The following is a 24,908-nucleotide window of genomic DNA, read 5'->3' as shown; positions in this document are numbered from 1 at the left end:
TGTTCGCCGTCCTGTCAGGATGCATGGCACAGCGGCCGTTCGATCTCGCGTCGCATTTGGGCGGCGAAGTCCGGATAGGTTTCGGCGACCTCGTCGTAAACACGCCCGCGCAGCAAAGCCAGCGTCTGCGAATCCGGCAGCGCGGTCTGTTCCGGCTGGCTTTCATGGGCGAACTGGAAGCCGGTGGCGTCCTTGATACCTGCGAGGTCGTGTCCGGGATGGATGCTCTGTAGGTCGAAGCCCGGACGCGTCTTGTCGAAGCGAAACAGCGCCTTGCCGGTCAACAGCGCGATCGGACCGCCACTGCGGTAAACGCCATCGTCGCTGACGCCGGGTGTGCTGATGAAATCCACCTTCTCGACCAGAGCGCGCGGCGTGTGCTCCTCGCGAAACAAGATCACGCGCGGCACGACGTAGTAGAGATAGGCCGAGCCGAACGAGCCGGGCCATCGCACCGGCGTCTGCGGATAATCGCCGGTGCCCACCAGATTGATGTTACCCCGGCCGTCGATTTGGCCGCCGCCGAGGAAGAACGCGTCGATGCGGCCCTGGCCGGCGCAATCGAACAGTTCGGCCGAGCCGTTGGTGAAGAAATTGTGCTCCACCGATCCGAGGATCGAGATACGCGGGCCTTTCTCACCAGCCTGCTGCTTCAGCGCCCGCAGCAGCATGGCGCCGGCCGCGGGGATCGGTGAGGACGCACCGACAGCGACATGCCGGACGCCGTCGAGCAGTTTGGCGATGGTGCAGATCAGGATCTCGCGCGGGTGAATCTCGCTCATCATGCGGGCTCCATCTGCGCATTCGTCATGTAGTCGGCAAAACCCTCGGCGCTGCGCGCGGCGCGCGCATAGCGCAGGATCTCGGCGGTGTCGGTCGGATATTCGCCCCACAGGCCGTAGGGCCACGCGCCCTTCGGCGCGACCGCGACCTCGGTGACATAGAGCGCCGGCAGCACACCCGCGGCGCTCATCTCGCTGGCGAGCAGGCTTTCGTCCACGATGCGCTCGACAGTGACAAGCGTAGTGGTCGATGCATAGGCCATCGCGGCGAGTTCGCGGCGTCGCCCGATCCACACATTGCCGAATCGATCGGCCATCGGTGCGTGGAAGATCGTGATATCGGGTTTGATCGCGGGGATAAGCACGATGGGATCGCCGCTATCCGCCAGCGGATTGTCGATGACGCGCCAGTCGCTGCGGTGACGGAGCAGGTCGCTGCCGATCAATCCGCGCATTGGCATGAATGGGCTGCCTTTCTGCGCGGCCATCAGGCCGGCGTGGATGGCCGGGCAGGTGGCGTCCTTCAGTGCGATCGCGCCGTCCTTGACGGCTGCGTTGAAGCGCGGCGCGCCGCCGGCTTCGCCGAGCGATACGGCGCTGGTTTCGACCGAGCGAACCAGACCGGCACCGACGAGTTGGTCCACCTGAAGGCCACCGGTCGGCACGCAGACGAGATCGAGATCGCGCGTGTTGCGCTCTATGATCGGGCGCGTCATCGCCATCGAGACGCCGGCATAATCCACCGGCAGCGCCAGCCGGATTCCCGGCTCCACATACTTCGCCAACGCGCGAAGATCGCTTACCACAATTCGCCTCCCGATTTTATTGTTCTATATTGTAGAACGTAGTTCTAAATAAAGTTAGTCGCGCCGCGCCGCGGCTGTCAATCCGTTTGTGTCGCGCAGCGCTTTGCTCATAGGGGAAATGCAAATCCGTCGGTAAGTCGATGATGATCGGCGTGTCACCGCATCGCGCATTCACTTGACAAGACGATGCGTCCCGCCAACAATAATTGGAATAACGTCTCATAATATAGAACGACCAGGGAGGTTGATGATGGCTGAGCCATTGGCGCTGCGCGTGGGAGATTCCGGCGCGGGTGCTCCGGCATCGCAGTCGGGCGGCGCAAGCGAGCGTCAGGTCATCGGTTCGCGCATTGCAGTTCGCGATGCCGAGAAACGATACGGCCAGTTTCATGCCGTCAATCGCATCAATCTCGATATCGAACCCGGCGAATTCATCACGCTGCTCGGCCCGTCCGGCAGCGGCAAGACCACATTGCTGAACCTGCTGGCCGGCTTCCAGAACCTCGACGGCGGCGAGATTCTCGTGGACGGCAGGCCGGTGCACAACGTGCCCACGCATAAGCGCGGATTCGGCATGGTGTTCCAGAGCTATGCGCTGTTCCCCAACATGACGGTGACGCAGAATGTCGCGTTCCCGTTGCGTATGGCCGGCGTCGATCGCGCCACCACCGAGCGGCGCGTGGCCGAGACGCTGGAAATTATGCGCCTGTCGGATCATGCGAACAAATCGCCGTCGGAAATGTCCGGCGGACAGCAGCAGCGCGTCGCCATTGCGCGCGCCATCGTGATGCGGCCGAAGGTCGTGCTGATGGACGAACCGCTCAGCGCGCTCGACCGCCGGCTGCGCGAATCGATTCAGATCGAGATTCGCGATCTGCATCAGACGATCGGCAGCACGATCCTGTTCGTGACGCATGATCAGGGCGAAGCGCTCACCATGAGCGATCGCATCGCTGTGCTGGATGCCGGCAAGATCGTGCAGATCGGCCGCCCGCTCGACATCTATCGCCATCCGTCCAATCGTTTCGTGGCGTCGTTTGTCGGCGAGAGCAATCTGATCGAAGCCGAGATCATGCAGAAGCGCGGCACCACCGTGACGCTGAAGAATCGCGCCGGCTATGTGTTCGATGCCGAGAGCCGCGATGCCATCGATGTCGGCCGCGTCACCGTGCTGGTGCGGCCCGAGCGCATCGCGATTGCCAACGAGCCGACCGCAAGCTCGACGCCGGTGATCGTGACGTCGGCGATCTTCCTCGGCGAGATCCTGCGCATCGAGGCGCAGATGGACGGCGGCGACACGCTGCTGATCCGCTGCACCGACACCGCCAGGCGGCCGCTGCCCGATATTGGCGATCGCCTGCATGTGAGCTGGGGTCCGGAAGACTGCTGGGTGCTGACATGACGACGATCTCGCTGTCCGAGGACCCGCGGCATCAGGCGAGTTCCAGCCTGGCCATGAAGCTCAAGAACCCCGCGCTGCTGCTGCTGCCCGCGGTCGCTTTCCTGTCGTTCATCTATCTGCTGCCGCTGGTCGATCTCATTCGCATTAGCATCAGCGGACCAAGCTGGCTGACCTATTTCCAACGCGTCTTTGCGGTGCCGCTCTATTGGGAATCGCTGGTCCGGACCATGCAGATCTCGGTCACGGTCGCATTCCTGTGCCTGTTGTTCGGCTATCCCACAGCGCTGCTGATCCATCGCACCCGTGGCATCACCCGCGCGCTGATCGCCACCGCGATCGTGCTGCCATACTTCATCGCGATCCTGATCCGCACCTATGCCTGGATGGTGCTGCTCGGCCGCAACGGCCCGGTCAACAAGCTGCTGGTGTCGATCGGTATCCTGAGCGAGCCGGTCCAGCTACTGTTTCACCGCGGCACCGTGCTGCTCGGCATGACGGCGGTGCTGCTGCCGCTGATGGTGCTGACCATCTATTCGAGCGTATCGCGGCTCGATCCCGGCCTGACGCGTGCGGCGCTGGCCAGCGGTGCAGGGCCTATTGCCGTGTTCTGGCGGGTTTTGCTGCCGCTGACGCTGCCCGGCATCGGCGCCGGCGTCCTGCTGGTTTTCGTGGCCGCGATCGGCTTCTTCATCACGCCGACGCTGCTCGGTGGCCCGGGCGACCAGATGTTCGCCATGCATATCACGCAACAGGCGGACTCGGTGACGTCGGAGGGCTTCCTGCAGGCGCTGGGCGTCGTGCTGTTGTTGATCACGCTGCTGGTAGTCGCCATCGCCGGACGTTTCTTGGGCCTGGAATTCATTTGGGGCGGGCGCAAGCTCACCGAGACGACAGCAGGGAAGGCCGCGCCAGCGGCAACGTCCGGCACCGCCCGTCGTAGCTTCGGCAGCGCATTCGCTGACACCATCGGCTGGCCGCTGCTCCGGCTGTTCGGCATGCTGCCGGCCAGTTGCGGCACATGGACGGTCCGCCTGATGGGTGGCCTGGTGGTCGCGGTTCTGATCCTGCCCATCATCGTGGTCATGGTCATCTCGTTCAGCAGCGCCAGCTATCTGACCTTTCCGCCGCCGGGCTTCTCGCTGCGCTGGTACGAGCAGTTCTTCTCCGACAGCAACTGGACGCGCGCGTTCTGGACATCCGCGTTGATCGCGGCAGTCTCGGCCTTCATTGCGGTTGGTCTCGGCACATGCGCGGCGCTCGGCATCGTCAGGGGCAATGTGCGCGGCAAATCCGCGATCATGCTGCTGCTGGTCAGCCCGATCATCGTGCCGCCGGTGGTGCTCGGCCTGTCGCTCTACACGCTGTTCCTGAAGTTCGATCTGGTCGGATCGGTGTTCGGTCTTGCGGCGGCGCACGCCATCGGCGGTTTGCCGATCGTGGTGGTGATCCTGTCCGCTGCGCTGCAGGGCGTGGACTCACGGCTCGAACAGGCCGCCTCGGTCCATGGAGCGTCGTCGCTCACGGTGCTGCGGCTGGTGACGCTGCCGGCCATTGCGCCGGGCCTTGCCGCCGCGACCTTCTTTGCGTTCCTGCATTCGTTCGACGAATTGGTGCTGACCCTGTTCCTGTCGAGCGCGCAGTTGAAGACGCTTCCGTTGATGCTGTGGGGCGACATCAATTACCGGCTCAACCCGGTACTGGCTGTCGTGTCCACGCTCGAAGTGCTGCTGGTCGTGGGGGGACTGTTCCTCGCCCGGCCAGTGCTCGCAACGTCGCAAAAAGCGACCTGATGACAAACGATCAAACAGGAGGAAACACACTATGTTGGGAATGAAACGCTTCAGGCTGCCCGCCTTGGCTTCGGCGGCGTTCATCGTCATGGGGACGGGTCTGGCCGTTGCCCAGAGCAACGTCGTCATCATGCAGGATCCGGGCGGCGGCTATGGCGATGCGCTGCGCAAGGTGATGTACGATCCGTTCGAGAAGGAAACCGGCATCAAGGTCGTCACCGTGCAGGAAGCGCGCAGCGGTCCGCGCATCAAGGCGCAGGCCGAAGCCGGCAAGGCGCAGTGGGATCTGACCTTCATCTTCGATCAGGAAACCAAGCTGCTCGGCGACTGCTGTCTGGCTGACATCGACTATTCCAAGCTGTCGGAATCCGCGCAGAAGACCCTGGCGGCGATGCCGGACAATCTGAAGCGCAAGAAGGGCGTCGCGCTGCAGGTGATCGGCGTCGGCCTCGTCTACAACAAGGACAAGTTCAAGGGCGATAAGGCACCGCAGAATTGGGCCGACTTCTGGGACGTGAAGAAGTTTCCGGGGCGCCGCTGCATGCCAGCCTGGCCGCGCTTCACCTTCGAGGCGGCGCTGATGGCCGACGGTGTCGACAAGAGCAAGCTGTATCCGATCGACATGGAGCGTGCGCTCAAGAAGATCAAGGAGATCAAGCCGCACATCGTCAAATGGTGGACCACTGCTGCGCAGCCGCCGCAGCTGATCCTCGATGGCGAAGCCGATATGTGCCAGGCCTATACGGGCTCGATGAGCAAACTGGCGCTGGAAGGCGCTCCGATTGATCTCACCTTCAATCAGGGCTTCATCTATTACGACTTCTTCTCGATCCCGAAGGGCGCGCCGAACTATGATAACGCGCTCAAGCTGCTGTCCTGGCGTCTCGACCCCAAGCGCGCCGCCCAGCTGACCTCCACCTTCCCGGTCGCGCTGCCTTCGAAGGTCGTGTTCGATGCGGCGACGGACAAGAACGTCGCGCGCTATTGGGCGAACAATCCTGAGAACGTCTCCAAGGCGATCGAATGGAGCCCGGACTTCTGGGGGGCGCCATCGCCCGCGGGCAATTCGACCAATGAAGAATATGCGCAGGAAAAGCTGAACGCACTGCTTGCCCAGTAAATCGAGCCATACAACAATGAGACCGGCGGCGGCCCAGGGCCGCCGGTCCGTTCACAACAGAGAACTACCTCACATCGGCTGCTTGGATGGATAAGGCATTTATCAAGGGACTGAGGCTCCTCGAGGTGCTCGCGATGAGCGAGCAGCCGCGCGGGGTCACCGATCTCGCCAATGAGCTGAAGTTCACCAAGAGCAACGTGCATCGACTGCTGGCGACGCTGCAATCGCAGGGCTTCGTTCGCCAGATTCCGCCGCACAGCACCTACGAGCTCACGACCAAGCTATGGGTGCTCGGCAACCATGTCATTCAGCGCATGGATCTCATCCGTATCGCACGCCCGGCGATGACGGCGCTGGCCGAAGTCACCGGAGAGACCGTTCATCTGTCGGTGCTCGAGGGCACCGACGTTGTCTATGTGGACAAGATTGAAAGCGCGCATCATATCCGCGCGCATACCAGTGTCGGCATGCGTGCGCCCGCATTTACCATGGCAACCGGGAAGGCGATGCTCGCGCAAATGCCAGACGAATATCTGGAGAACTTTCGCCCGCATCTTAAGCGTTATACGGATACGACGCGAACGACCATCGAGGAGTTGCGCGAAGACATTCATGCCGCACGGGCACAAGGCTATTCGTCGGTGCTGCATGGGGAATGGCGGGAAGGTATCGCCGCCTGCGCTTGCGCCATCGTTGGACGCTCCGGTGAACTCGTCGGAGCCATCGGCATGTCCGGCCCGGACATCCGGGTCAAGCGAAAGCAGATCAAGGAATACGCCGTTCACGTGATGGAAGCGGCGCGTGCCATCGGCCTGGCACTCGGCCATGTTCGTGTGATGTGAACAATGGCTGCCCATTCGAAGTCCGTGAGTTCATACCGCATGATTCGATGCTTCGGTTTGGACGCTTGAATCACGTCTAAGCCGATGCCTTCAACCGGCAAAAAACGGAAGACCGTACTTGCGAGATTACCCCGTAAGCGGACATATCCGGACATGCCAAAATCGACCCGAATGACCCACACCAGACATGGGCTGTTTCGATCTCCTGGGCACCGGCGCGCGCGGTCGCAGGAGCGCGGCGAGCACAGGGACGTCACCCGCGACGCCGCGAAATAACTGGTAGTACTCTCGCAAACCGTCGCGTTCGCTGTGAAAGCGAAAGTTGATCGACTGCCGCTATTGCGTGGTGGCCTTGGCTGAGCATCGTCGGCCATACGGCCATCGCCAGTGATCAACAAGGTGTCCGCTGCACGCGTTTTGCATGTCCTGCTTCGAAGTCGCTGCCGGCGAATCTACTTTCAATGGCGACAACTGAATCGCCACGATTTCGCCTCCGAGCGATCGGCTAATCTCGCAACGTCACGCAATGATTCTCGCGAGGCATTTGGGATGAATGATTTGATCCTCTGGAACGAGCTAACGCGCCGCGAACAGCGAATTATGAACAAGCTGTTCGGCGGCGGATCAGCCTATGGTGATGGTCCGATAGAAACAGTCAACCTCATGCGGCTCGGTCTGATCACCGAAAGCGGATTAACCTCGGCCGGCCTCGAGTTATTCATTGCTGCTTTCAAAGCGCAACGAGACGTCTGTCGGGCGAACTGATGGCGCGTAGAGCATCGCGTTCCGGTCCGGGCCTCATAACGTCGGATTTTTTTTATTCGATCTTTGCAAATCAAGAGCCAGGCTTGAGCTGTCCGTTCGGTGTAGAGCGTGAGATCTCAAGCTCTTCCTCGTTCATGTCTGCCGACACATCAGCGAAAAGGGGTGTGCTCAAATAGCGCTCGCCGGTATCGGGAAGCATGCAGAGAATATTTGCCCCTTTCTCTGCCTCGGCTGCAACCTTGAGCGCGCCCGCAAAGGTTGCGCCTGAGGTAATGCCCACAAAGATGCCCTCTTTGGTAGCAAGGTCCTTGCTGCAGCGAATGGCATCCGGACCGGAGATGGCTAAGATGCGATCGATGACCTTCATTGCGACGGCATCGTCGGTGAGTTTTGGGATGAAATCCGGCGTCCAGCCTTGCATCGGATGGGGCTTGAATGTCGGATGCGGGGCGGCCGGAGTTCCATCTGAGTTTCGCGACTGCGGGGTGCCACTGGCCAACAACTGCGCATCCTCTGGCTCGCAAACCACTATCTTCGTCTCGGGACGCTCCTCTGCGAGCACCCGCGCGACGCCCTTTAACGTTCCGCCCGTTCCATAGCCCGTGACCCAATAATCCAACCGTTCTCCGGAGAAATCGTCGAGTATCTCACGCGCTGTCGTACGCGAATGAATATCGGGATTGGCTTCATTCTCAAACTGCCTAGTCATGTACCAGCCATGCGCCCTGGCGAGCTCGATGGTCTTGTTGATCATGCCTACGGCGCGCTCAGCCGCGGGAGTTACGATGACCTTCGCTCCAAGGAACCGCATGAGCTTACGCCGCTCGACGCTAAATGGCTCTGCCATGGTGATCACAAGCGGGTATCCCTTGGCGGCGCAGACCATGGCAAGACCAATGCCCGTATTTCCACTTGTCGCCTCTATGACCGTCTGACCAGGCTTGAGCTCTCCGGCTTTTTCGGCCGCCTCGATTACTCCGAGAGCCAATCGGTCCTTCACTGAACCAAGCGGGTTGAAGGCTTCTATCTTTACGAAAAGATTCACGCCTTCCGGCGCCAGACGATTGATCCGCACTACCGGCGTATTACCGATCGTTTCGACGATACTTTGATATTTCCGTCCCATGATGCATTTCCCGACATTGCGTTGTTTGCGACGGCTCCAATTGCCATGCATTGCGTCGAAGCTGCCCTCGGTTATTGGGGACAATCATTGGGCGCGCAAGAGTTAGCTTTCAGGGCGTACCCGACTTCACCGCCCGTCCTGATCGATCGTAGGGCGGCAAATGGACCTGTTTTGGACATTGTACCTAGCGGAACAGCCACCGCCTATGCTTTGGTAGAGGCAGATAGTTTTTCACCGAGCCAGGGAGCGTTTTTTGCCCGGCGAGCGCGTGGAACGGCGACTGGCGGCTGTGCTGGCGGCGGATGTCGCCGGCTATAGCCGGTTGATGGGTCATGCCGAGGAGCGCACGCTTGCGGAGCTAAAGACGTTTCGAAAGACGCTTGTCGATCCCAGGATCGCCACGCACCGCGGTCGCATCGTCAAGACCACTGGCGATGGCATGCTGGTCGAATTCGCCAGTGCTGTCGATGCAGCGCGCTGTTCGGTGGAAATCCAGCGAGAGATGGCTCAACAAAACGCCGCCGTTCCGCCGGAACTCAGGATTGAATTTCGCATCGGCATACACGTTGGGGACATCATCATCGACGACAACGATATTTTCGGCGATGGTGTCAACATCGCAGCCCGTCTTGAGGGAATTGCCGAGCCAGGCGGTATCTGCATCTCCGATGATGCACACAGGCAAATTCGTGGCAAGCTCGACGTCGCCTTCGACGACATCGGCGAGCAGACTTTAAAGAATATTGCCGAGCCAATGCGCGTATGGCTCATACGGCTTGCCCGCGAGAGCGCTCCTGCGATCCCGTCAAATTCGTCTGCGAAACAAGTTCGAGATCTAGCGCTACCTGACAAACCGTCCATCGTCGTCCTGCCGTTCGACAACATGTCCGCTGAGGCGGGTCAGGATTACCTTGCTGATGGTATCGTCGAGGCAATTACCGCGGCTCTTTCGTGCATTCGCTCTTTTTTCGTCATCGCCCGTAGCTCAGCGTTCACCTATAAGGGCCGCGCGATAAATGCGCGCAACGTTGGTAAGGAGTTGGGCGTTGCTTATTTGCTTGAGGGTAGCGTGCAGAAAGTCGGCAATCGCCTCCGCATTATCGTTCAGCTAATCGAAACCGAGGGAGGGGCACACGTTTGGAGCTCACGCTTTGACGGCGCAGTCGACGAGTTCTTTGACCTCGAAGACCGAATAACGGAGCAGGTGGCAGGCGCTCTACAGCCTTCCATTCGCATTGCCGAGATTGAGAGGTCGCGACGCAAACGGCCGCAAGACCTGAGCAGCTATGACTATACTATGAGAGCGATGCCTCATGTCTGGGCGTTGGAGAAGGAAGAAAGCGCTAAAGCGATTGAACTCCTCGAAAAGGCGCTCGCGATTGATCCCGAATATCCCCTAGCTTTGTCGCTTGCTGGTTGGTGTCACGCCCAGCGCTCGGTCTATAACTGGGCGGACGACATCGTTGGAAGCCAGGCAATGGCGCGATCGCTCGCCGAGCGGGCAGCAGAGATGAGTGGCGATGACCCTATCATTCTGGCGGTACTCGGCGCAGTGCACACATTTGTACGCAACCATGGAACCGCGCGTATACTGCTTGAGCGAGCCGTCAGTCTCGACCCCAACGCTGCATGGGCCTGGACTAGGCTCGGATGGCTAGAGAACTATGCCGATCAGCCTCAGAAGGCAATTGACAATTTCGAGCGCGCTCTGCGCCTGAGCCCGATTGATCCAATGAATTTCAACAACTATGTGGGAATAGCCTCTGCGCATGAAGTAGCGCAAGAATACGACAAGGCTGCCGCGTTCTATCGGCGCGCCCTCGAAGAACGGCCAAACGCTAGTTGGATTTATCGCAATTTGGCATCGGTCCTGTCGGGAGCCGGCCGGGTCGGCGAAGCTAAACAAGCATTCGAGGAGTTGATGCTTACTTACCCCGATCTGACGATTTCAAAATTCAAACAGGCAATGGTGTTTTCGCCTGCTGTTCTGAACCGTATGGCAGAAAACCTCCGAAAGCTCGGGTTGCCTGACTAGGACGACCGGAGAGAGCCGGCCGGCATCGATACCTTTCCGAGCACATCTCGATGAGTTGAATTCCGCTTGTGGCACTTTCGGACCTGAGGCGATGTCCGACCTCAGTCCGTTATCGGCACCTAAGCGGACGTCCGCCGTCCGCTCCAAGTTTATGTGTTCACGCCCTAGTGAGACATCGACATCGTTGTCGCCTGATCGCTCGCCTCGTGTTGCTCAAGGCGATCAGCTTCCTGGCGGTATGCGTGCGATGCTTCGACTAGTCGCGTGACAGTGACGGCATCCATAATAGTTCTTGCCAGCCGTTCGGCGCGGATCGCTTGTTCTCTGAGATGCTGAGCCCTGGTCATCTGCTGCCCTCACACTTGACGATACAAGTTGAGTCAATTTCGATCGTTCCCAGCCTGTCCCCAGATCCTTAACGGATGGTAAGCGGCGCTTGAGTCACAGCGAAAGATTGTCCTGGGTTATGGTAAACACGGCAGCGTCAACCCTAACACTCCCGCGCAAACGGACATTCAGGTTAAGCCCGAACATTTCGCCTGAGGTGGTAGACATGTAAATCGCCTTCACCCTCGTTATTCGCGCCGTTGCTAACCCCGGTTCAAACGGGGAGATCGCAATGTCGGAGAATGCAGACGTCGCCAGGCGGCTGGAGAAATTTCCGGCTTTCGATGGCTTTCGGGGGATCGGCGTGGTGGTGGTGGTCTTCACCCATTGTCCGCAGGTGCTGGAAAGTAGCGCCTACAACGCGATCTGGTACGCCAATCAGCTGTCGCGTGTCGGCTATATCGCGCTCGATATCTTCTTCGTGATCTCCGGCTTCTTCATCACGCGTTTGCTGCTGCGCGAGCGCGCCAAGACCGGCCGCATCTCCTTCAAGGACTTCTATATGCGCCGGGCACTGCGCATCTTCCCGGTCTATTACCTCACGGTGCTGGCCTGCTACTTCATCTTCAGACTAGGTCCGGCGGATACGCTGAGCCTTCTGACCTACACGTTTAATTTCTATCATCCGTTGCATGCGGCGCCGAACCCGATGGAACACACCTGGTCATTGTCGGTGGAGGAGCAGTTCTATTTCTTTTGGCCGCTCCTGATCCTCATCGTGGCGCCGGGTTGGCTCAATGTCGTGACCGGACGGGTGATCCCGCTGCTGGCGGTGGCGAGCGGTTTGTTGATGGCGCTGCTGCTCATCAATCACGAGCCGCAAGAGGCGGGCGACGTCGTCTATATGTCACTGTTTACGCGCATGCTGTCGCTATCACTCGGCGGCTGGCTGGCGCTGCGCGAATTCGAGAACCGGCCGCTGCGCGGCTGGCGCTGCGCGGCGCTCGTGGTCGCAGCGTTGATGATCCTCGTGATTGATCGCAAGGGCCGGGACCTCGGCATCATCACCTCGCAACCAGTCTACTGGACCCTTGCGCTGATCGCCTATTCGATGGTGAGTGTGTCCTTCGTCGCGACGCTGGTGTTCGATCGTGGCATTGTTAAGCGCGTGATGACGGCGATCCTGTCACTGTCCCTGTTCCGCGGGCTCGGCCATCTGTCTTACGCGATGTATGTGTTTCACCTGCCGGTCTTGTTCTATCTCGGCCTCAACGATGCTGCGACCCATGGCACCAAGGTGCCGATCCTCCAGGTCGCGCTCGCTTTCGGCATGACGCTTGGTCTGTCGATCCTGTCTTACTATCTGCTGGAAAATCCGATGGCGAAGCTGAAACAGAATTTCAACGGCACCAAGCCGGTGGAGCCGATCAGCACCAAGGGAGCAAACGCCACGCGGAGCGGCTTGCTCGGTGGGTTTGCGCGCGCAGCGTCTTTCTCCCAGGAGGATCTTGCGAGGCCGGTTGAGTCTGCGCAGCAGATGACGATCTGGCCAGGAGTTCGTCGCAGTCAGACGAACTAATGTCGGCTGCGCCGCCGGCCGCATCAGTTGCAACTGAGGCGCGAAGCCGTCGTGATCGACCTTGGTAACGTGCGGGTGGTGATGGGTGTGGTCGATCGGGAAGGGTGAAGCCGGTCTGTCGGGACCATGTAGCGAAGGACAGGTCTTGACGAACAAGGGTAAGTCTTGACGAAGCCTCGCGGCTGCTTCTCATTGGCTAGCAGCACGGCGATAGTCCGTGCCTGCCTGGAGGTCTCGCCCGATGATCACGCTCTACCATTGCGCCCGCGCGCGCTCGTTCCGCCCGCTCTGGGCGCTCGAAGAGCTCGGGCTACCCTATGAACTGAAAATGCTGCCGTTCCCGCCGCGCGTCTTTGCCAAGGAATATCTCGGCATCAATCCGCTTGGCACCATCCCGCTGATGCTCGATGGCGAGACGCGGATGACCGAATCGGCGGCGATCGCACAGTATCTCGTCACCAAATATGGGCCGACGCCGCTGGCCGTCGGCGTCGACGAGCCGGATTTCGGCGCTTTCCTGAACTGGCTGCATTTCGGCGAGGCCACGCTCACTTTTCCGCAGACTCTGGTGCTGCGCTATTCGGAGCTGGAGCCGGAGGAACGCCGCAATCCGCAGGTGGTAGCGGATTACTCGAAGTGGTTTCTCGGCCGGCTGCGCATCATCGAGACCATCACAGCCGCCAATGAACACATCTGCGCCGGCCGCTTTACGGCCGCTGACATTTCGGTTGGCTATGCGCTTCTGCTCGCGGAGCGCCTCGGGCTGGCATCGCAATTTGGTCCAGCAGTGACAGCCTATTGGGCCCGATTGCAGCAGCGCGATGGATACAAGCGTGCGGTGGACTCCGAAAATCGCGCTGGGGACGAGCAGGGTTTGGCGCGCCGCGACTGAGCCGCTATACCTGCAGCATCCGATCTAACAGAGCGAACAGACCGATGGCGAATGACAGTGTAATCTTGGAGAAGAAGGGCGCCGCACTCTGGATCACCATCAACCGGCCGGAGAAGCGCAATGCCATGAATGCCGATGTCATCGCCGGCATTACCAGCGGCTATCGCAACGCTCATGCCGACGCAGATATCCGTGTCATCGTGCTGACCGGTGCGGGCGAGAAGGCGTTCTGCGCTGGCGCTGATCTGGCGAATGCGGGGGCGGCTTTCTCGATGGATTTCTCCAAGCCCAATGGTGATCTCGCCGATCTCATGCGGCTGTCGCAAAACGCCACCAAGCCCGCGATCGCCCGCGTTAACGGCGTCTGCATGGCCGGTGGCATGGGGCTGCTGTGCATGACCGACATGGCGGTGGCCGCGGACAACGTGATCTTCGGTCTGCCCGAGGTAAAGGTCGGCGTGTTTCCGATGCAGGTGTTGGCGCTGTTGCAGTCCATCGCGCCACGTCGCCTGGTCAACGAATGGTGCATCACGGGTGAGCCGTTCGACGCGCAGACCGCGCTTGGCGCTGGCCTGCTGAATCATATGGTGCCGGCGGCCGAGCTCGACAGCAAGGTCGACTGGCTGATCTCGCGCATCACCGACAAGTCGCCGACGGCAATCCACCGCGGCAAATATGCCATGCGCGCCATCGCCGCGATGTCGTTCGACGAAAGCATTGCCTATACCGAAAGCCAGATCGCAATCCTGTCGATGACCGAAGACGCCAAAGAAGGCCTCAAGGCTTTTGGCGAGAAGCGCAAGCCGGAGTGGCCAGGCAAATAGGCGGCTCTCGGTGGCGCGCTATGGCAGACCATCGAGCCGGCGCGCGGGCACATCGCGAGGCTTAAAGCGGAATTAACAGTGTCGCCGTACCCTCGTAGCCCGTGAGCGACCAGGCCATCAGCAGCCCAGCCAAACAGTTCCCGGTGCGGGCAATGATGCCCTTGCTGGTGGGCGCGTGCGTCTATGGCCTGTTGCTGGCACTCGGTCCGCGGCTCCTGAACGATCCGGACAGCTATTCTCATATCGCAATCGGCCGCTGGATCCTGGCGAGTGGCGTCATTCCGTCGACCGACTCGTTCTCCTTCTCCATGCATGGCGGTCATTGGCTTGCCTTCGAATGGCTCTCCGAGGTCATTTACGGGGCGGTCTATAGGTTTGCCGGCTGGCATGGCGTCGTGGCGCTCGCTGCCGCGGCCATCGCGCTTTCCGTCGGGATTCTGACCCGGTTCCTGCTGCGCGAACTTGCGCCGAAGCCGGTATTGATCATCGTTACAGCCGTGGTCGTTCTTCTCGCGCCGCATCTGCTGGCGCGGCCGCATGTACTGGCACTGCCAGTCATGATGACCTGGGCGACCGCGCTCGTTCGTGCCATGGATATGCGTGCCCGGCCGCCTTACTGGGCGTTACCCCTACTGGTTCTGTGGGCCAATCTCCATGGCAGCGTCATCCTGGCACTGGGGTTGATCGGACCCGCAGTCCTCGAAGTCCTCGTCCGTAACAAGCTTCGTGAGCCGCGGCGTGAACTGCTTCACTGGCTCGCTTTCGCGGCTCTTGCTGTTGCCGCATCCTGCCTGACCCCTTACGGGCCGGGCACGCTGTTGATGCCGCTGACGACGCTCGGTCTTGGTGAGGCGCTCAACTGGATCGGCGAATGGCGGCCACAGAATTTCAGCCGCGTTGGTTCCTTTGAAATTCTGCTGCTGGCAGGAATCTTTGCGCTGTCGCGCGGAGTGACGCTCCCGGTGGTGCGGGCTCTGGTCGTCATCGGCCTGTTGCATTTTGCCCTGGCGCAGGTGCGCAACGTCGATCTGCTCGCCATGCTGGCGCCGCTCTATCTGGCCGCGCCGATTGCACAGCAGTTTCGCACATGGGCTGCATCCGGTGAGATCGGCTCAGCCCGGAGCCTGCAGGTCGTGGCCGTCGGGGTCATGATCCTTCTGACCGCAATCGCTTCGGTGCGCGATATCAGTCCCGCCGCACGCAACACGCCGCAGGCCGCGCTGGCCGACGCCGGCCTGACCGCGGCGAACCGCGTGCTGAACGACTATTCGTTTGGCGGCTACCTCATCTTCGCGGGAATTCCGACCTTCATCGACGGTCGCGGCGAGCTCTATGGCGGCCGCTTTCTGCATCGCTACAACAGTGGTCTGTCGCTGGCGGATCTGAATGATTTTCTGAAGCTGCTCGACGACTATAAAATCGATACCACGCTGTTGGAGCCGGAAACCCCGGCGGTGGCGTTGCTCGATCGTCTGCCAGACTGGAAGCGCGTCTATGGCGATGACGTCGCGGTGGTCCACAAGCGGCAGAATGCAACGGCGAAGTAACTAGGCAGTGGCGAAAGTGGCGTATTGTGCGCCAAGCGGCAGGCCGCTGAGGGCGTTTTCGACACGCCGCGCGGCTTTCGCTTCCCAGGGCAGTAGCAGGAAATGACGCGAAGCGATGTCGCGGAGGCCGGCGCCTGCCATGATCTTTTGCGTCTTGCCTGCGCCGAGCAATACCGCGTCGCGATCGAACTCACAGCGCGCGACAGCAAGACGGGTCAACGGATTGAACGGGTTGTGTTCGATGACGCAGACCAGCCCTCCTGGTCGCACGACGCGCCGCATTTCACGCATGAAACCCGCCCATTCCACAGGCAGGACGTGATGCATGACGCAGATCGTGGTGACCAGATCGAAGCTGGCATCCGCGAACGGAAAAATACGGCCATCGAACGCTTGGTAGGCAACGTCGGGATTGTCGGCCTGCGCCTGCGCGATGCTGGCGGAGGAGACGTCGATGCCGCTGAGGCGGTCGACCATGCCGCGCAGCAGTGGATGGAAGCTGCCGACGCCGCAGCCGGCATCGAGCATATCCGGCTGTTTCGATTTGAGGCGTTGTTCAATCAGGTCGCGCAGCAGGTCGGCCTTTGCGCGCATGAAGAAGCTGTGCGGCAGGCCGGAAAAGTCGATCGAGGATTGAACGACGTCGCGGTAGTTGCTGCGGTAGCTGTCAAAAAGCTGGGTCATGATGATCAGCTCCGTCAGGCACTGCGCGAGGTGCGGTAAGATGCTTCGCTCTGATCGCGCTCGAAGCCGACTCGGTTCTGCACGACATAGAGCGGACGATGCTTCGCTTCTGCATGGATGCGGCCGACATAGAGGCCGACGATGCCGGTCATCAGCATGTTCAACCCGCAGAGCAGGGACACGATGACGATGATCGACGACCAGCCCGCGACCAGATGCGGGTCGTTCGTCATCCACAGCAGCAGCACCCAGCCGCCATACAGCAGAGCCAGGCTCGACACCACGAGACCGCACCAGATCGCCAGCCGCAGCGGCGCATCGGAAAAGCCCAGCGCGGCCGACATGGCGAGCCGCGCCATTTTGAACAGCGGATATTTTGTTTCGCCGGCGGCGCGTTCGAGACGATGGAAGCTCACTTCGGCCTGGCGGAATCCGAGCCAGGCGATCATGCCGCGCACGAAGCGATCGCGCTCCGGCATCTGGCGCAGCGCATCGAGCACCTTGCGGTCGATCAGCCGGAAGTCGCCAACGTCTGCCGGAATGCGAACCGAGGTCATGCGGCCAAGCACCCGATAGAACACATGGGCGGTGGCGCGCTTGAACGCGCTTTCGCCGGCGCGGGACAGACGGCGCGCATAGACCACGTCATTGCCTTCGCGCCACTTGGCGATCAGTTGCTCGACGACTTCAGGCGGGTCCTGCAAATCCGCGTCCATGACGACGATCGCGTCACCTTGCGCGGCGTCCATACCCGCGGTGATGGCCACCTGGTGGCCGAAATTGCGCGACAGGCCGATGTAACGGAACCGCGGATCGCTCTTGGCGAGTGCCTGCAGCACGATAGGGCTGGTGTCGCTGCTGCCGTCGTCCACGAAGATGGCTTCCGCGGGCGCGTCGAGACGGTCGAGCAGAAGTCCCAGCCGGCGGACCAGCACAGGCAGCACGGCCTCCTCGTTATAGACCGGCACGACGATACTGTAGATGATCTGGCCGCCATCAATCGTCATTCTGGAGTTCCGCCCTGCTGAATGGCGGGATCCTAAGCCCCGATGGTTAAGGCGGCCTTGCGGGGAGCCTGGAAACCTGGGGCTTAGGCGAGGGCGGTGGCCCGACCTGTTCGGTTAGGGTTGCCGGCTGATCCTGTACAGGACAAATCGTGCCGATCGGTCCACTTCCTGCAGTCTGTCCGGTAGCGGGTTCGGCGCAGCGGGACCGAGCACATAGATATAGTCGAAGTCCCTGTGCCAGGTCTGGACGAAAGACGGTGTGCCGGCTGGCGCGCTGCCAGTCGCAATGGCACTGAGCAACCGCATCGGCACGGGTCCGCCATAGGGAATGGCAAGGCGCTGCACCGTGGCACTGGGGCGAAGGGGCTGCTTGCCGCTCTCGGTGAACACGTTGGGGACGAACGCATTGGCGTAATGCACGGCCAGGGTCGGGGCATAGGCCATCGGATACTGTGTCAGGTCGTTGAACGGCGGGTCATCGCCATTGCCGCTCGTCCCGACGAGAACCAGCGCACCGCGATGAAGCTTCTGGAACGAAGCGATCAGCGCTGCATAGTCGGCGCGATAGGAAAGCCAGACGGCAAACACGGTTGCAAGATTGGCGATGATAACGCCGCTGATGACAAGTAATGCGGCAGCGAGCCATTTCCGGTTCGGTAGCGATAGCGAGCAAAACGCCGCAACGATGATCGCCGCGGCGGGGATGATCCGGAGATCGGCGAATGACGTGCCAAGAAGCTTCGAAGGGATGACGAGATAGAGCAGCGCAAAACCGGCGGCGAGCCAAATGCCGACCGGTTCGATCGTCAAGACGTTGCGTTTGAATGCCAGATACAGCGACACCAGCAGGACCAGGACGCTGATGGCGGAGACCGTCATATTATAGCCGTTCATGATGCGAAACAGCCATAGCGGCTTGTACTGAAACAGCCACTCCGTGCCGTCACTGCCGACCGATCCGGAGGTCGCGCGCATCACGACCAGCAAGAGCACGACAGGCAGTGCGAGAAGGGCGAGGCGCAACAACGTCGCGCGATAGGGCGCCTTCCGCTGATGCGCGCGCCAGAGTTCATACAGGCCAATGGCTGCGCCATAGATGCCGAGCGAAAAGAAATGGACCGCGAAAAGTGCCGGGACGAAACAGGCATTGACGACGAGCCGTAGCAGGGGAGCGCGCTCGATCACTGCCAGATAGGCGGCGATGCCCCAGAGCGAGATGCCCAGGCCGAATTCGAAATTCAGAAACCCCCAGCTGAAGGGTAGGCAGTAGACGAACAGAAGCGCAGCAAAGCCGCCGATCTGAACACGGCCCTTTGCAACCCGCTCCAGCGCGAGCGCGCCGCCAATGATCAGTAACTGGCTGCAGAGCAGAAACAGCTGTGTTGCGGTTTCGACGCCGACCCATCGTGCGATCTGCGGGACAAGCAGATCCATGCCGAGATTCGGGTACAGCGCCCAGTGCACCTCGTAATACGGATTGGCGCCGGGCTGCCCATTCTGGGCCAGCAGATGCATGCGGGCGAGGTGGTTGACATAATCGACCATCGCCGGAATCGGCGTTAACACAGTCGGGAGAAGCGATGCGCCTGCAAGCAATACAAAAACGAATATTCCCGCAGACCGCATGTTGGCCGAGGCGGGATTACTGGTCGAGATAGCCATTGGGATTTTTCTGCTGCCAGTTCCAGGCATCGCGGCACATGTCCGAAATATCGCGCCGGGCACGCCATCCCAGCGTTTCTTCGGCAAAGTCGCCGCTCGCATAGTAGCTGGCGATATCGCCGGGGCGTCTCGGCGCAAAAGTGACAGGAATCACCTTGCCGCTCGCACGCGCATAGGCGTCAACCAGCTCCAGCACGCTGGTGCCTCGTCCGGTTCCCAGATTGACCTTAAGGACCCTCTGGTTGTCGACACAGTCAAGGGCAGCGATATGGCCGGCGGCCAGATCGACCACATGGATATAGTCGCGTATGCCGGTGCCGTCCAATGTCGGGTAATCGTTGCCATAGACATTCAGCACGGGCAGTCGTCCAATAGCGACGCGCGAGATGTAGGGCATCAAATTATTTGGAATGCCATGGGGGTCTTCTCCGATCAGTCCGCTTTCGTGGCTGCCGACCGGATTGAAATAGCGCAGAATCGCGACATTCAACGGGTTTTGGGAATGCGCAATGTCGCTCAGTAATTCCTCGGCCTGCATTTTAGTGCGGCCATAGGGGCTGAACGGTGCGAGCTTGTGGTCCTCGCGCAAAGGCAGCACGTCCGGCTCGCCGTAGACGGTCGCCGACGACGAGAACACGATATTGCGCACGCCGGTCTGCTGCATAGCCTGCGCCAGCCTGAGGGTCCCAACCACGTTGCAATCGTAATACTCAGCCGACTTGCTGACGGAATCCGCAACCGACTTCAGCCCGGCGAGGTGAATGACGGCGCTGCAGCCATGCGCCGATAGTGCGGACATCAGCGCCTGTACGTCGCGCACGTCGCCTCTAACGACGTCGGGAGCCGTGCCAGTAATTCGTAGAATCCGATTGATGACTTCGGGATGGCTGTTGCAGAAATTGTCATAGACCACGACCTTGCGACCGGCCTGGATCAGCTCCACGCAGATATGCGAACCTATAAAACCGGCGCCGCCTGTAATCATCACCGTCATATTAGAATTGTCCTGCCTGGAAGCCGTCGGGCGAGCACTGAGACTAGCTCTGTCAGCTTAATAAACGGCAGTTCGTGACGATAGCCGCCTTGGTTAGTAAATCGTATGTATGATCTAGCCCGCGCGTTTCAGCCGGTGCAGCGTCACCTCCGGCGGGCAGTTCAGCCGCACCGGGAGCAGGCTGGTGCCGACGCCGACGGATGTATAGCCGGCCATACTTTCGTGGCGCCACGCGCCGTTGCCCATATGGCGCGGCAATACGGCCTCCAGCTTGATGGCGTAGCCGCCGGGCAGGCAGAGCTGGCCGCCATGGGTGTGGCCGCTCAGCATGAGGTCGAAATTGTGCTCGGCGGCCTCGGCATAGGTCTCCGGCGTGTGCGACAGCAGGATCGAGAAGGCGTCCTTCGGAATCTGCGATGCGACTTTGGGGATATCGTCAGCAAGGTAGAAGTGCGGATCGTCGACGCCGGCGAGATAGATTCTCTCGTCGCCGCGAGCTATCGTCTCGCATTCGTTGAACATCATGCGGATGCCTATCGCTTCCAGCGCTGGCGTCATGCGGATGCTGTCGTGATTGCCGAGAACGCCATAGACGGGATCGCGCAGCCTCGCGCGGAGTTCGCTGACACCTTCGGTGGCGCGCTGATACGGCCCATAGGTCTTGCCGCGATAGTCGCCGGTCAGCACGCAGATGTCGTAAGCGAGATCGCCGACGAAGGAGATCAGGTGGCGCAGCGCATCCTCGCTGAGATCGACGTGGAGATCGCTGATATGCAGGATCGTGAAGCCGTCGAACGCGGCGGGCAGGCGCGGTGAGGCGACGATATTCTCGCGGACCAACACGCGGTTGGCCTCGCGGCGGGCGCGGCCATAGAGGCCGGTGAGTTGCAGCGCGGTGCGGACGATCGGCGGCGCGGTGAGCCAGTTCTCCAGATTGAAGAACAGGCGGCCCTGGCCGAACAGCTGGTGATCGCGATGGGTCTCGATCTCCAGCCGTGCCTTGACATGCGCATCTCCGATGCGGTCGATCAGCGGGCGGAGCGCGCTGTCGTCGATCGGAAGATGCGGTGGTCGGGACAATGCCGTTCTAGCCAGTCGAGGCCTTGAGGCCGGCCGTCTCGATGCCCGCGACGGCTGCGATCTCGTCGTTGTCTGAGGTGTCGCCGGAGATGCCGATCGCTCCGAGCAGGCTGCCCGATGCGTCATGAATGAGAACACCGCCCGGCACCGGGATCAGCGCGCCGCGCGCCATGGTATTCACAGCATCGATGAAGAACGGCTGTTCCTCGGCACGCTTGAACAACGCCCGCGAGCCGAGCCCCATAGCCAATGCGCCATAGGCTTTGCCGTGTGCGACTTCGCCGCGCATCAGGCTGGTGCCGTCTTGCGCGATGGTGGCCTTCACGCAGCCGCGAGCGTCGAGCACCGTGATGACCATGGGCTTGAGCTTCATCTCGATCACCTTGGCGAGAGCGCCATCGATGATTTTGCGGGCTGTATCGAGGGTGAGGTCGGCCATATCGGTTGTTTCCTAGTTGAGCGTGGAAGAATGGACGTTTGTTGTCGCGCCGTCGAGGCTCATGGCCAGTACGCGCGCGACGTGCAGCGCATGGCGCGCGGCGCCGTCGGCGATCTGGTGCCGGCAGGATGTGCCATCGGCGACGATTAGCGTATCGGCGTCAGCTTTGCGCACGGCGGGTAGCAAGGACGCCTCTGCCATCTGGATCGAGACGTCATAGGTGTCGGCGCCATAGCCGAACGCGCCCGCCATGCCGCAGCAACTGGACTCGATGGTCTCGACCTTCAGATCCGGGATCAGCCGCAAAGCTTGTTCGACCGGCTTGAACGCACCAAAGGATTTCTGGTGGCAGTGGCCGTGGACCATGGCCTTCGGCGCGATAGGCTTGAGCGGCAATTGCAGGCGGCCGGCCTCGGCCTCGCGCACCAGGAATTCCTCGAACAACATGGCATGGGCGCTGACCGTCTTTGCCGTATCGTCCGAACGTAGCGACAGCAATTCATCGCGTAGCGTTAGCAGGCAGCTCGGCTCAAGGCCGACAATCGGCACGCCGCGTGCCGCAAAGGGCGCATAGGTAGCGACGAGACGATCAAGCTCGGTGCGGGCCTGATCGACAAGGCCGGCCGAGAGGAACGTGCGGCCGCAGCACAAGGCGCGAGTGCTGCGATCAATCGGCTTCGGCAGATGCACGCGATAGCCACCGGCGGTGAGTACGCGCAGCGCATCATCGAGATTCTCGCGCTCATAGGCACGGTTGAACGTGTCGGCGAACAGCACGACCTCGCGGCCATCTGCCGGGCCGACTGCTTCGGCATCCATGTGAAATACGTCGCTGCGCCATTCCGGCAGGCTGCGCTTGGCGCTGATCCCTGCATAGCGTTCAAGCAGGTTGCGCAGCAGCGGGCTCTTGTTGCGCAAATTTGCCAGCGGCGCGGCGCGGGCGGCCAATGCGGCATAGCGCGGCAGATAGCCGACGAGGCGATCGCGCAGCGTGAGGCCATGTTTCGCGACGCGTGCGGACAGAACCTCGATCTTCATCTTGGCCATATCGACGCCGGTCGGGCATTCGTGGCGGCAGGCCTTGCAGGACACGCAGAGTTTCATCGTGTCGGCCATGGCATCCGACGTCAGTGCATCCGGGCCAAGCTGGCCGGAGATCGCCAGCCGCAGCGTGTTGGCACGGCCGCGGGTGACATCCCTTTCGTTGCGGGTTGCACGATAGGACGGGCACATCACGCCGCCCTCTAACTTCCGGCATGTGCCATTGTTGTTGCACATCTCGATAGCGCCCTGGAAACCGCCACCGGCGCCGGGCCAGGCCGACCAATCGAGCGCAGTCTTGAGTTCGCCGACGCGATAGTCCGGCGTGTAACGAAACAGCGATCGATCATCCATCTTGGGCGGATCGACAATCTTGCCGGGATTAAGGACGTTTTGCGGATCGAAGCGATGCTTCACTTCGGCAAAGTCGCTGATGATCCGCTCGCCGAACATTTCGGCGTGGAATTCCGAGCGCACAAGTCCGTCGCCGTGCTCGCCGGAGTGCGACCCCTTGTATTCCCTGACCATCGCGAAGGCTTCTTCGGCGATGGCGCGCATCGCCTTAACGTCCTTGTCGAGCTTCAGGTTTAGCACCGGGCGGACATGCAGGCAGCCTTCCGAGGCGTGTGCATACATGGTGCCGGTCGTATCATGCTTCCTGAAGATCGCGGACAGGCGGTCGGTGTAATCAGCGAGATGCGGCAGCGGCACCGCGCAGTCCTCGATGAAGGAGACCGGCTTGCCGTCCTGCTTCATCGACATCATGACATTGAGGCCGGCCGCGCGAAACTCGGCGATGCCAGCCTGAAGCGCGGGCTCGGTGACATCGACGACGCCGCCCCATTTGCGCGGCGGATTGTTCCAGCCAAAGCCGAGATCACCCATCAACTCGCCGAGCTCTTTCAGCTTCGCGGCATTGGCGGCCTGATCCTCTTCCGCGAATTCGACGATCAGGAGTGCATCCGGATCGCCGCGCACGGCACTCTTGATGATCGGCTGGAACATCGCGATGTCGCGGCCGAGTGCGATCATGGTGCGGTCGACCAGTTCGACGGCGATGGGCTTGAGCTTGACCAGGTGCTGGGTCGCATCCATGGCTTCATAAAAGCTGCCAAAGTGACAGACACCGAGTGCCTTGCTGCCGATGAGCGGCCACAGCTTGAGTTCGACCTGTGTGGTGAAGGCGAGGGTGCCTTCGGAGCCCACGAGGAGATGCGCCAGGTTGTTGGCGGTGTTGCGCGGCGTGAGCGCATCGAGATTGTAGCCGCCGACACGGCGCTGCACCTGGGGAAAGCGTTCCGCGATTTCGGTGGCTTCACGCTCGCCGAGCGCTAGCATGTCGCGAAACAGGGCAGGCGCATCGTCTCCGGAACTTACTTCGCCGAAATGCAGCAGATTGCCGTCAGCCAGTGCGGCATCCATCGCAATCGTGTTGTCGCGCATGGTGCCGTAGCGCAGCGAACGGCCACCGCAGGAATTGTTGCCGGCCATGCCGCCGATGGTGGCGCGCGACGCGGTGGAGACATCGACCGGAAACCACAGCCCGTGTTTCTTGAGCTGCCGGTTGAGATCGTCCAGCACGATCCCGGGCTCGACGATGCAGGTGCGGTTCTCGACGTCGAGCGAGATGAGCTTGTTGAGATGTTTGGAGAGGTCGATGACGATGCCGTCATTGACAGTCTGTCCGCATTGCGAGGTGCCGCCGCCGCGCGGCGTAACGATGCGGCCATCGTCGCGACAGATCGCCAGCGCGCGCAGCGCCTCGTCGATGGTACGGGGGACGACCACACCGAACGGTACGATCTGGTAGAACGAGGCATCAGTGGCATAACGGCCGCGATTGAACGGGTCGAAGAAGACGTGGCCGGAGACTTCCCGCGACAGCTTCGCCGCCAGCGCGCTGTCTGCAGCCGTGCTTCGAATGATTGCCGCCTTCGCCATGGATTTCCGCCTCGTCCCTCTATCATCCTGTCTTGCATCCGGATTCCGGCTTGGCAACCCGGAGGTGCCGGGCTCCGGCAGCCGCCGGGAGGGGATACGGCAGGGATAAGAAATCCTCATGGCTGCCCCACGTTTTTCTTCGGCGCTCTGGTATACCAGAGGCGGGACAAGCCGTTTGAAAGGTGCTATCCGGGCGTTTCAATCAAATCGGCTTCAAAAAATC

20 protein-coding genes are annotated in these 24,908 nt (G+C 61.0%); 10 read left to right on the top strand and 10 right to left on the bottom strand.

The window, feature by feature from the left end; genetic code table 11:
• Positions 1–14: 14 nt before the first annotated feature.
• Positions 15–782 (bottom strand): CoA-transferase, encoded by a 768-nt coding sequence (locus AB8A33_RS17165; protein WP_439093855.1) that lies wholly within the window; start codon positions 780–782, stop codon positions 15–17.
• Complete coding sequence (locus AB8A33_RS17160; protein ID WP_439093854.1) at positions 782–1,588, bottom strand: CoA transferase subunit A; 807 nt, start codon at positions 1,586–1,588, stop codon at positions 782–784. Before AB8A33_RS17160 ends, AB8A33_RS17165 begins: the two co-directional genes overlap by 1 nt.
• Before the next feature lie 250 nt (positions 1,589–1,838).
• Between AB8A33_RS17160 and AB8A33_RS17155 the strand changes: the two genes are divergently transcribed.
• The 5 genes from AB8A33_RS17155 to AB8A33_RS17135 all read left to right on the top strand — a co-directional run bounded on the left by AB8A33_RS17155 (position 1,839) and on the right by AB8A33_RS17135 (position 7,507).
• Entirely contained in the window at positions 1,839–2,990 is a 1,152-nt protein-coding gene (locus AB8A33_RS17155; protein ID WP_439093853.1) for an ABC transporter ATP-binding protein, read from the top strand.
• Positions 2,987–4,780 carry an ABC transporter permease subunit gene (locus AB8A33_RS17150; RefSeq protein ID WP_439093852.1) on the top strand — a complete coding sequence of 598 codons (1,794 nt, stop codon included), beginning with the start codon at positions 2,987–2,989 and terminating at the stop codon, positions 4,778–4,780. The genes AB8A33_RS17155 and AB8A33_RS17150 overlap by 4 nt, the downstream gene beginning before the upstream one ends.
• Before the next feature lie 31 nt (positions 4,781–4,811).
• Complete coding sequence (locus AB8A33_RS17145; protein WP_439093851.1) at positions 4,812–5,900, top strand: extracellular solute-binding protein; 1,089 nt, start codon at positions 4,812–4,814, stop codon at positions 5,898–5,900.
• 86 nt (positions 5,901–5,986) lie between these two features.
• Positions 5,987–6,742, top strand: a complete 756-nt coding sequence (locus AB8A33_RS17140) for an IclR family transcriptional regulator (protein ID WP_439093850.1) — start codon at positions 5,987–5,989, stop codon at positions 6,740–6,742.
• 549 nt (positions 6,743–7,291) lie between these two features.
• Complete coding sequence (locus tag AB8A33_RS17135) at positions 7,292–7,507, top strand: hypothetical protein (protein ID WP_175366776.1); 216 nt, start codon at positions 7,292–7,294, stop codon at positions 7,505–7,507.
• 70 nt (positions 7,508–7,577) lie between these two features.
• Here the strand turns inward: AB8A33_RS17135 and cysK are convergent, their stop codons facing one another.
• Entirely contained in the window at positions 7,578–8,633 is a 1,056-nt protein-coding gene (gene cysK, locus AB8A33_RS17130; protein ID WP_439093849.1) for a cysteine synthase A, read from the bottom strand.
• A gap of 253 nt (positions 8,634–8,886) precedes the next feature.
• On the opposite strand from cysK, the gene AB8A33_RS17125 reads away from it, so the two are divergent.
• From AB8A33_RS17125 to AB8A33_RS17105, 5 genes are all read left to right on the top strand, one after another.
• Positions 8,887–10,668, top strand: coding sequence for an adenylate/guanylate cyclase domain-containing protein (locus AB8A33_RS17125; RefSeq protein ID WP_439093848.1), 1,782 nt, complete (start codon positions 8,887–8,889; stop codon positions 10,666–10,668).
• A gap of 619 nt (positions 10,669–11,287) precedes the next feature.
• Positions 11,288–12,574, top strand: a complete 1,287-nt coding sequence (locus AB8A33_RS17120) for an acyltransferase family protein (RefSeq protein WP_439093847.1) — start codon at positions 11,288–11,290, stop codon at positions 12,572–12,574.
• Positions 12,575–12,815: 241 nt separating this feature from the next.
• Entirely contained in the window at positions 12,816–13,466 is a 651-nt protein-coding gene (locus AB8A33_RS17115) for a glutathione S-transferase family protein (RefSeq protein ID WP_439093846.1), read from the top strand.
• Positions 13,467–13,510: 44 nt separating this feature from the next.
• Positions 13,511–14,290 (top strand): enoyl-CoA hydratase/isomerase family protein, encoded by a 780-nt coding sequence (locus tag AB8A33_RS17110; protein WP_439093845.1) that lies wholly within the window; start codon positions 13,511–13,513, stop codon positions 14,288–14,290.
• A gap of 152 nt (positions 14,291–14,442) precedes the next feature.
• On the top strand, positions 14,443–15,837 hold the full coding sequence (locus AB8A33_RS17105; protein WP_439093844.1) for a hypothetical protein: 1,395 nt from the start codon (positions 14,443–14,445) through the stop codon (positions 15,835–15,837).
• On the opposite strand, the gene AB8A33_RS17100 is transcribed toward AB8A33_RS17105, so the two are convergent.
• The 7 genes from AB8A33_RS17100 to AB8A33_RS17070 all read right to left on the bottom strand — a co-directional run bounded on the left by AB8A33_RS17100 (position 15,838) and on the right by AB8A33_RS17070 (position 24,685).
• Positions 15,838–16,521: a class I SAM-dependent methyltransferase gene (locus AB8A33_RS17100; protein ID WP_439093843.1), complete on the bottom strand. Its 684-nt coding sequence runs from the start codon at positions 16,519–16,521 to the stop codon at positions 15,838–15,840. It abuts the gene before it with no gap.
• A 14-nt stretch (positions 16,522–16,535) separates the two neighbouring features.
• Complete coding sequence (locus AB8A33_RS17095; RefSeq protein ID WP_439093842.1) at positions 16,536–17,528, bottom strand: glycosyltransferase family 2 protein; 993 nt, start codon at positions 17,526–17,528, stop codon at positions 16,536–16,538.
• 114 nt (positions 17,529–17,642) lie between these two features.
• Entirely contained in the window at positions 17,643–19,073 is a 1,431-nt protein-coding gene (locus AB8A33_RS17090) for a hypothetical protein (protein WP_439093841.1), read from the bottom strand.
• A gap of 97 nt (positions 19,074–19,170) precedes the next feature.
• Positions 19,171–20,184, bottom strand: a complete 1,014-nt coding sequence (galE, locus tag AB8A33_RS17085; RefSeq protein WP_439093840.1) for a UDP-glucose 4-epimerase GalE — start codon at positions 20,182–20,184, stop codon at positions 19,171–19,173.
• Between the two features lie 114 nt (positions 20,185–20,298).
• Complete coding sequence (locus AB8A33_RS17080; protein ID WP_439093839.1) at positions 20,299–21,264, bottom strand: metallophosphoesterase; 966 nt, start codon at positions 21,262–21,264, stop codon at positions 20,299–20,301.
• 7 nt (positions 21,265–21,271) lie between these two features.
• Positions 21,272–21,703, bottom strand: a complete 432-nt coding sequence (locus AB8A33_RS17075) for a GlcG/HbpS family heme-binding protein (RefSeq protein WP_068738337.1) — start codon at positions 21,701–21,703, stop codon at positions 21,272–21,274.
• A gap of 12 nt (positions 21,704–21,715) precedes the next feature.
• On the bottom strand, positions 21,716–24,685 hold the full coding sequence (locus AB8A33_RS17070; protein WP_439093838.1) for an FAD-binding and (Fe-S)-binding domain-containing protein: 2,970 nt from the start codon (positions 24,683–24,685) through the stop codon (positions 21,716–21,718).
• Positions 24,686–24,908 lie beyond the last annotated feature (223 nt).

The organism is Tardiphaga sp. 813_E8_N1_3 (genome assembly GCF_051811025.1).
Taxonomy (GTDB): Bacteria; Pseudomonadota; Alphaproteobacteria; order Rhizobiales; family Xanthobacteraceae; genus Tardiphaga.
The sequence above is the reverse complement of the archived record's forward strand: the minus strand, read 5'-3'. Positions and strand labels throughout refer to the sequence as shown.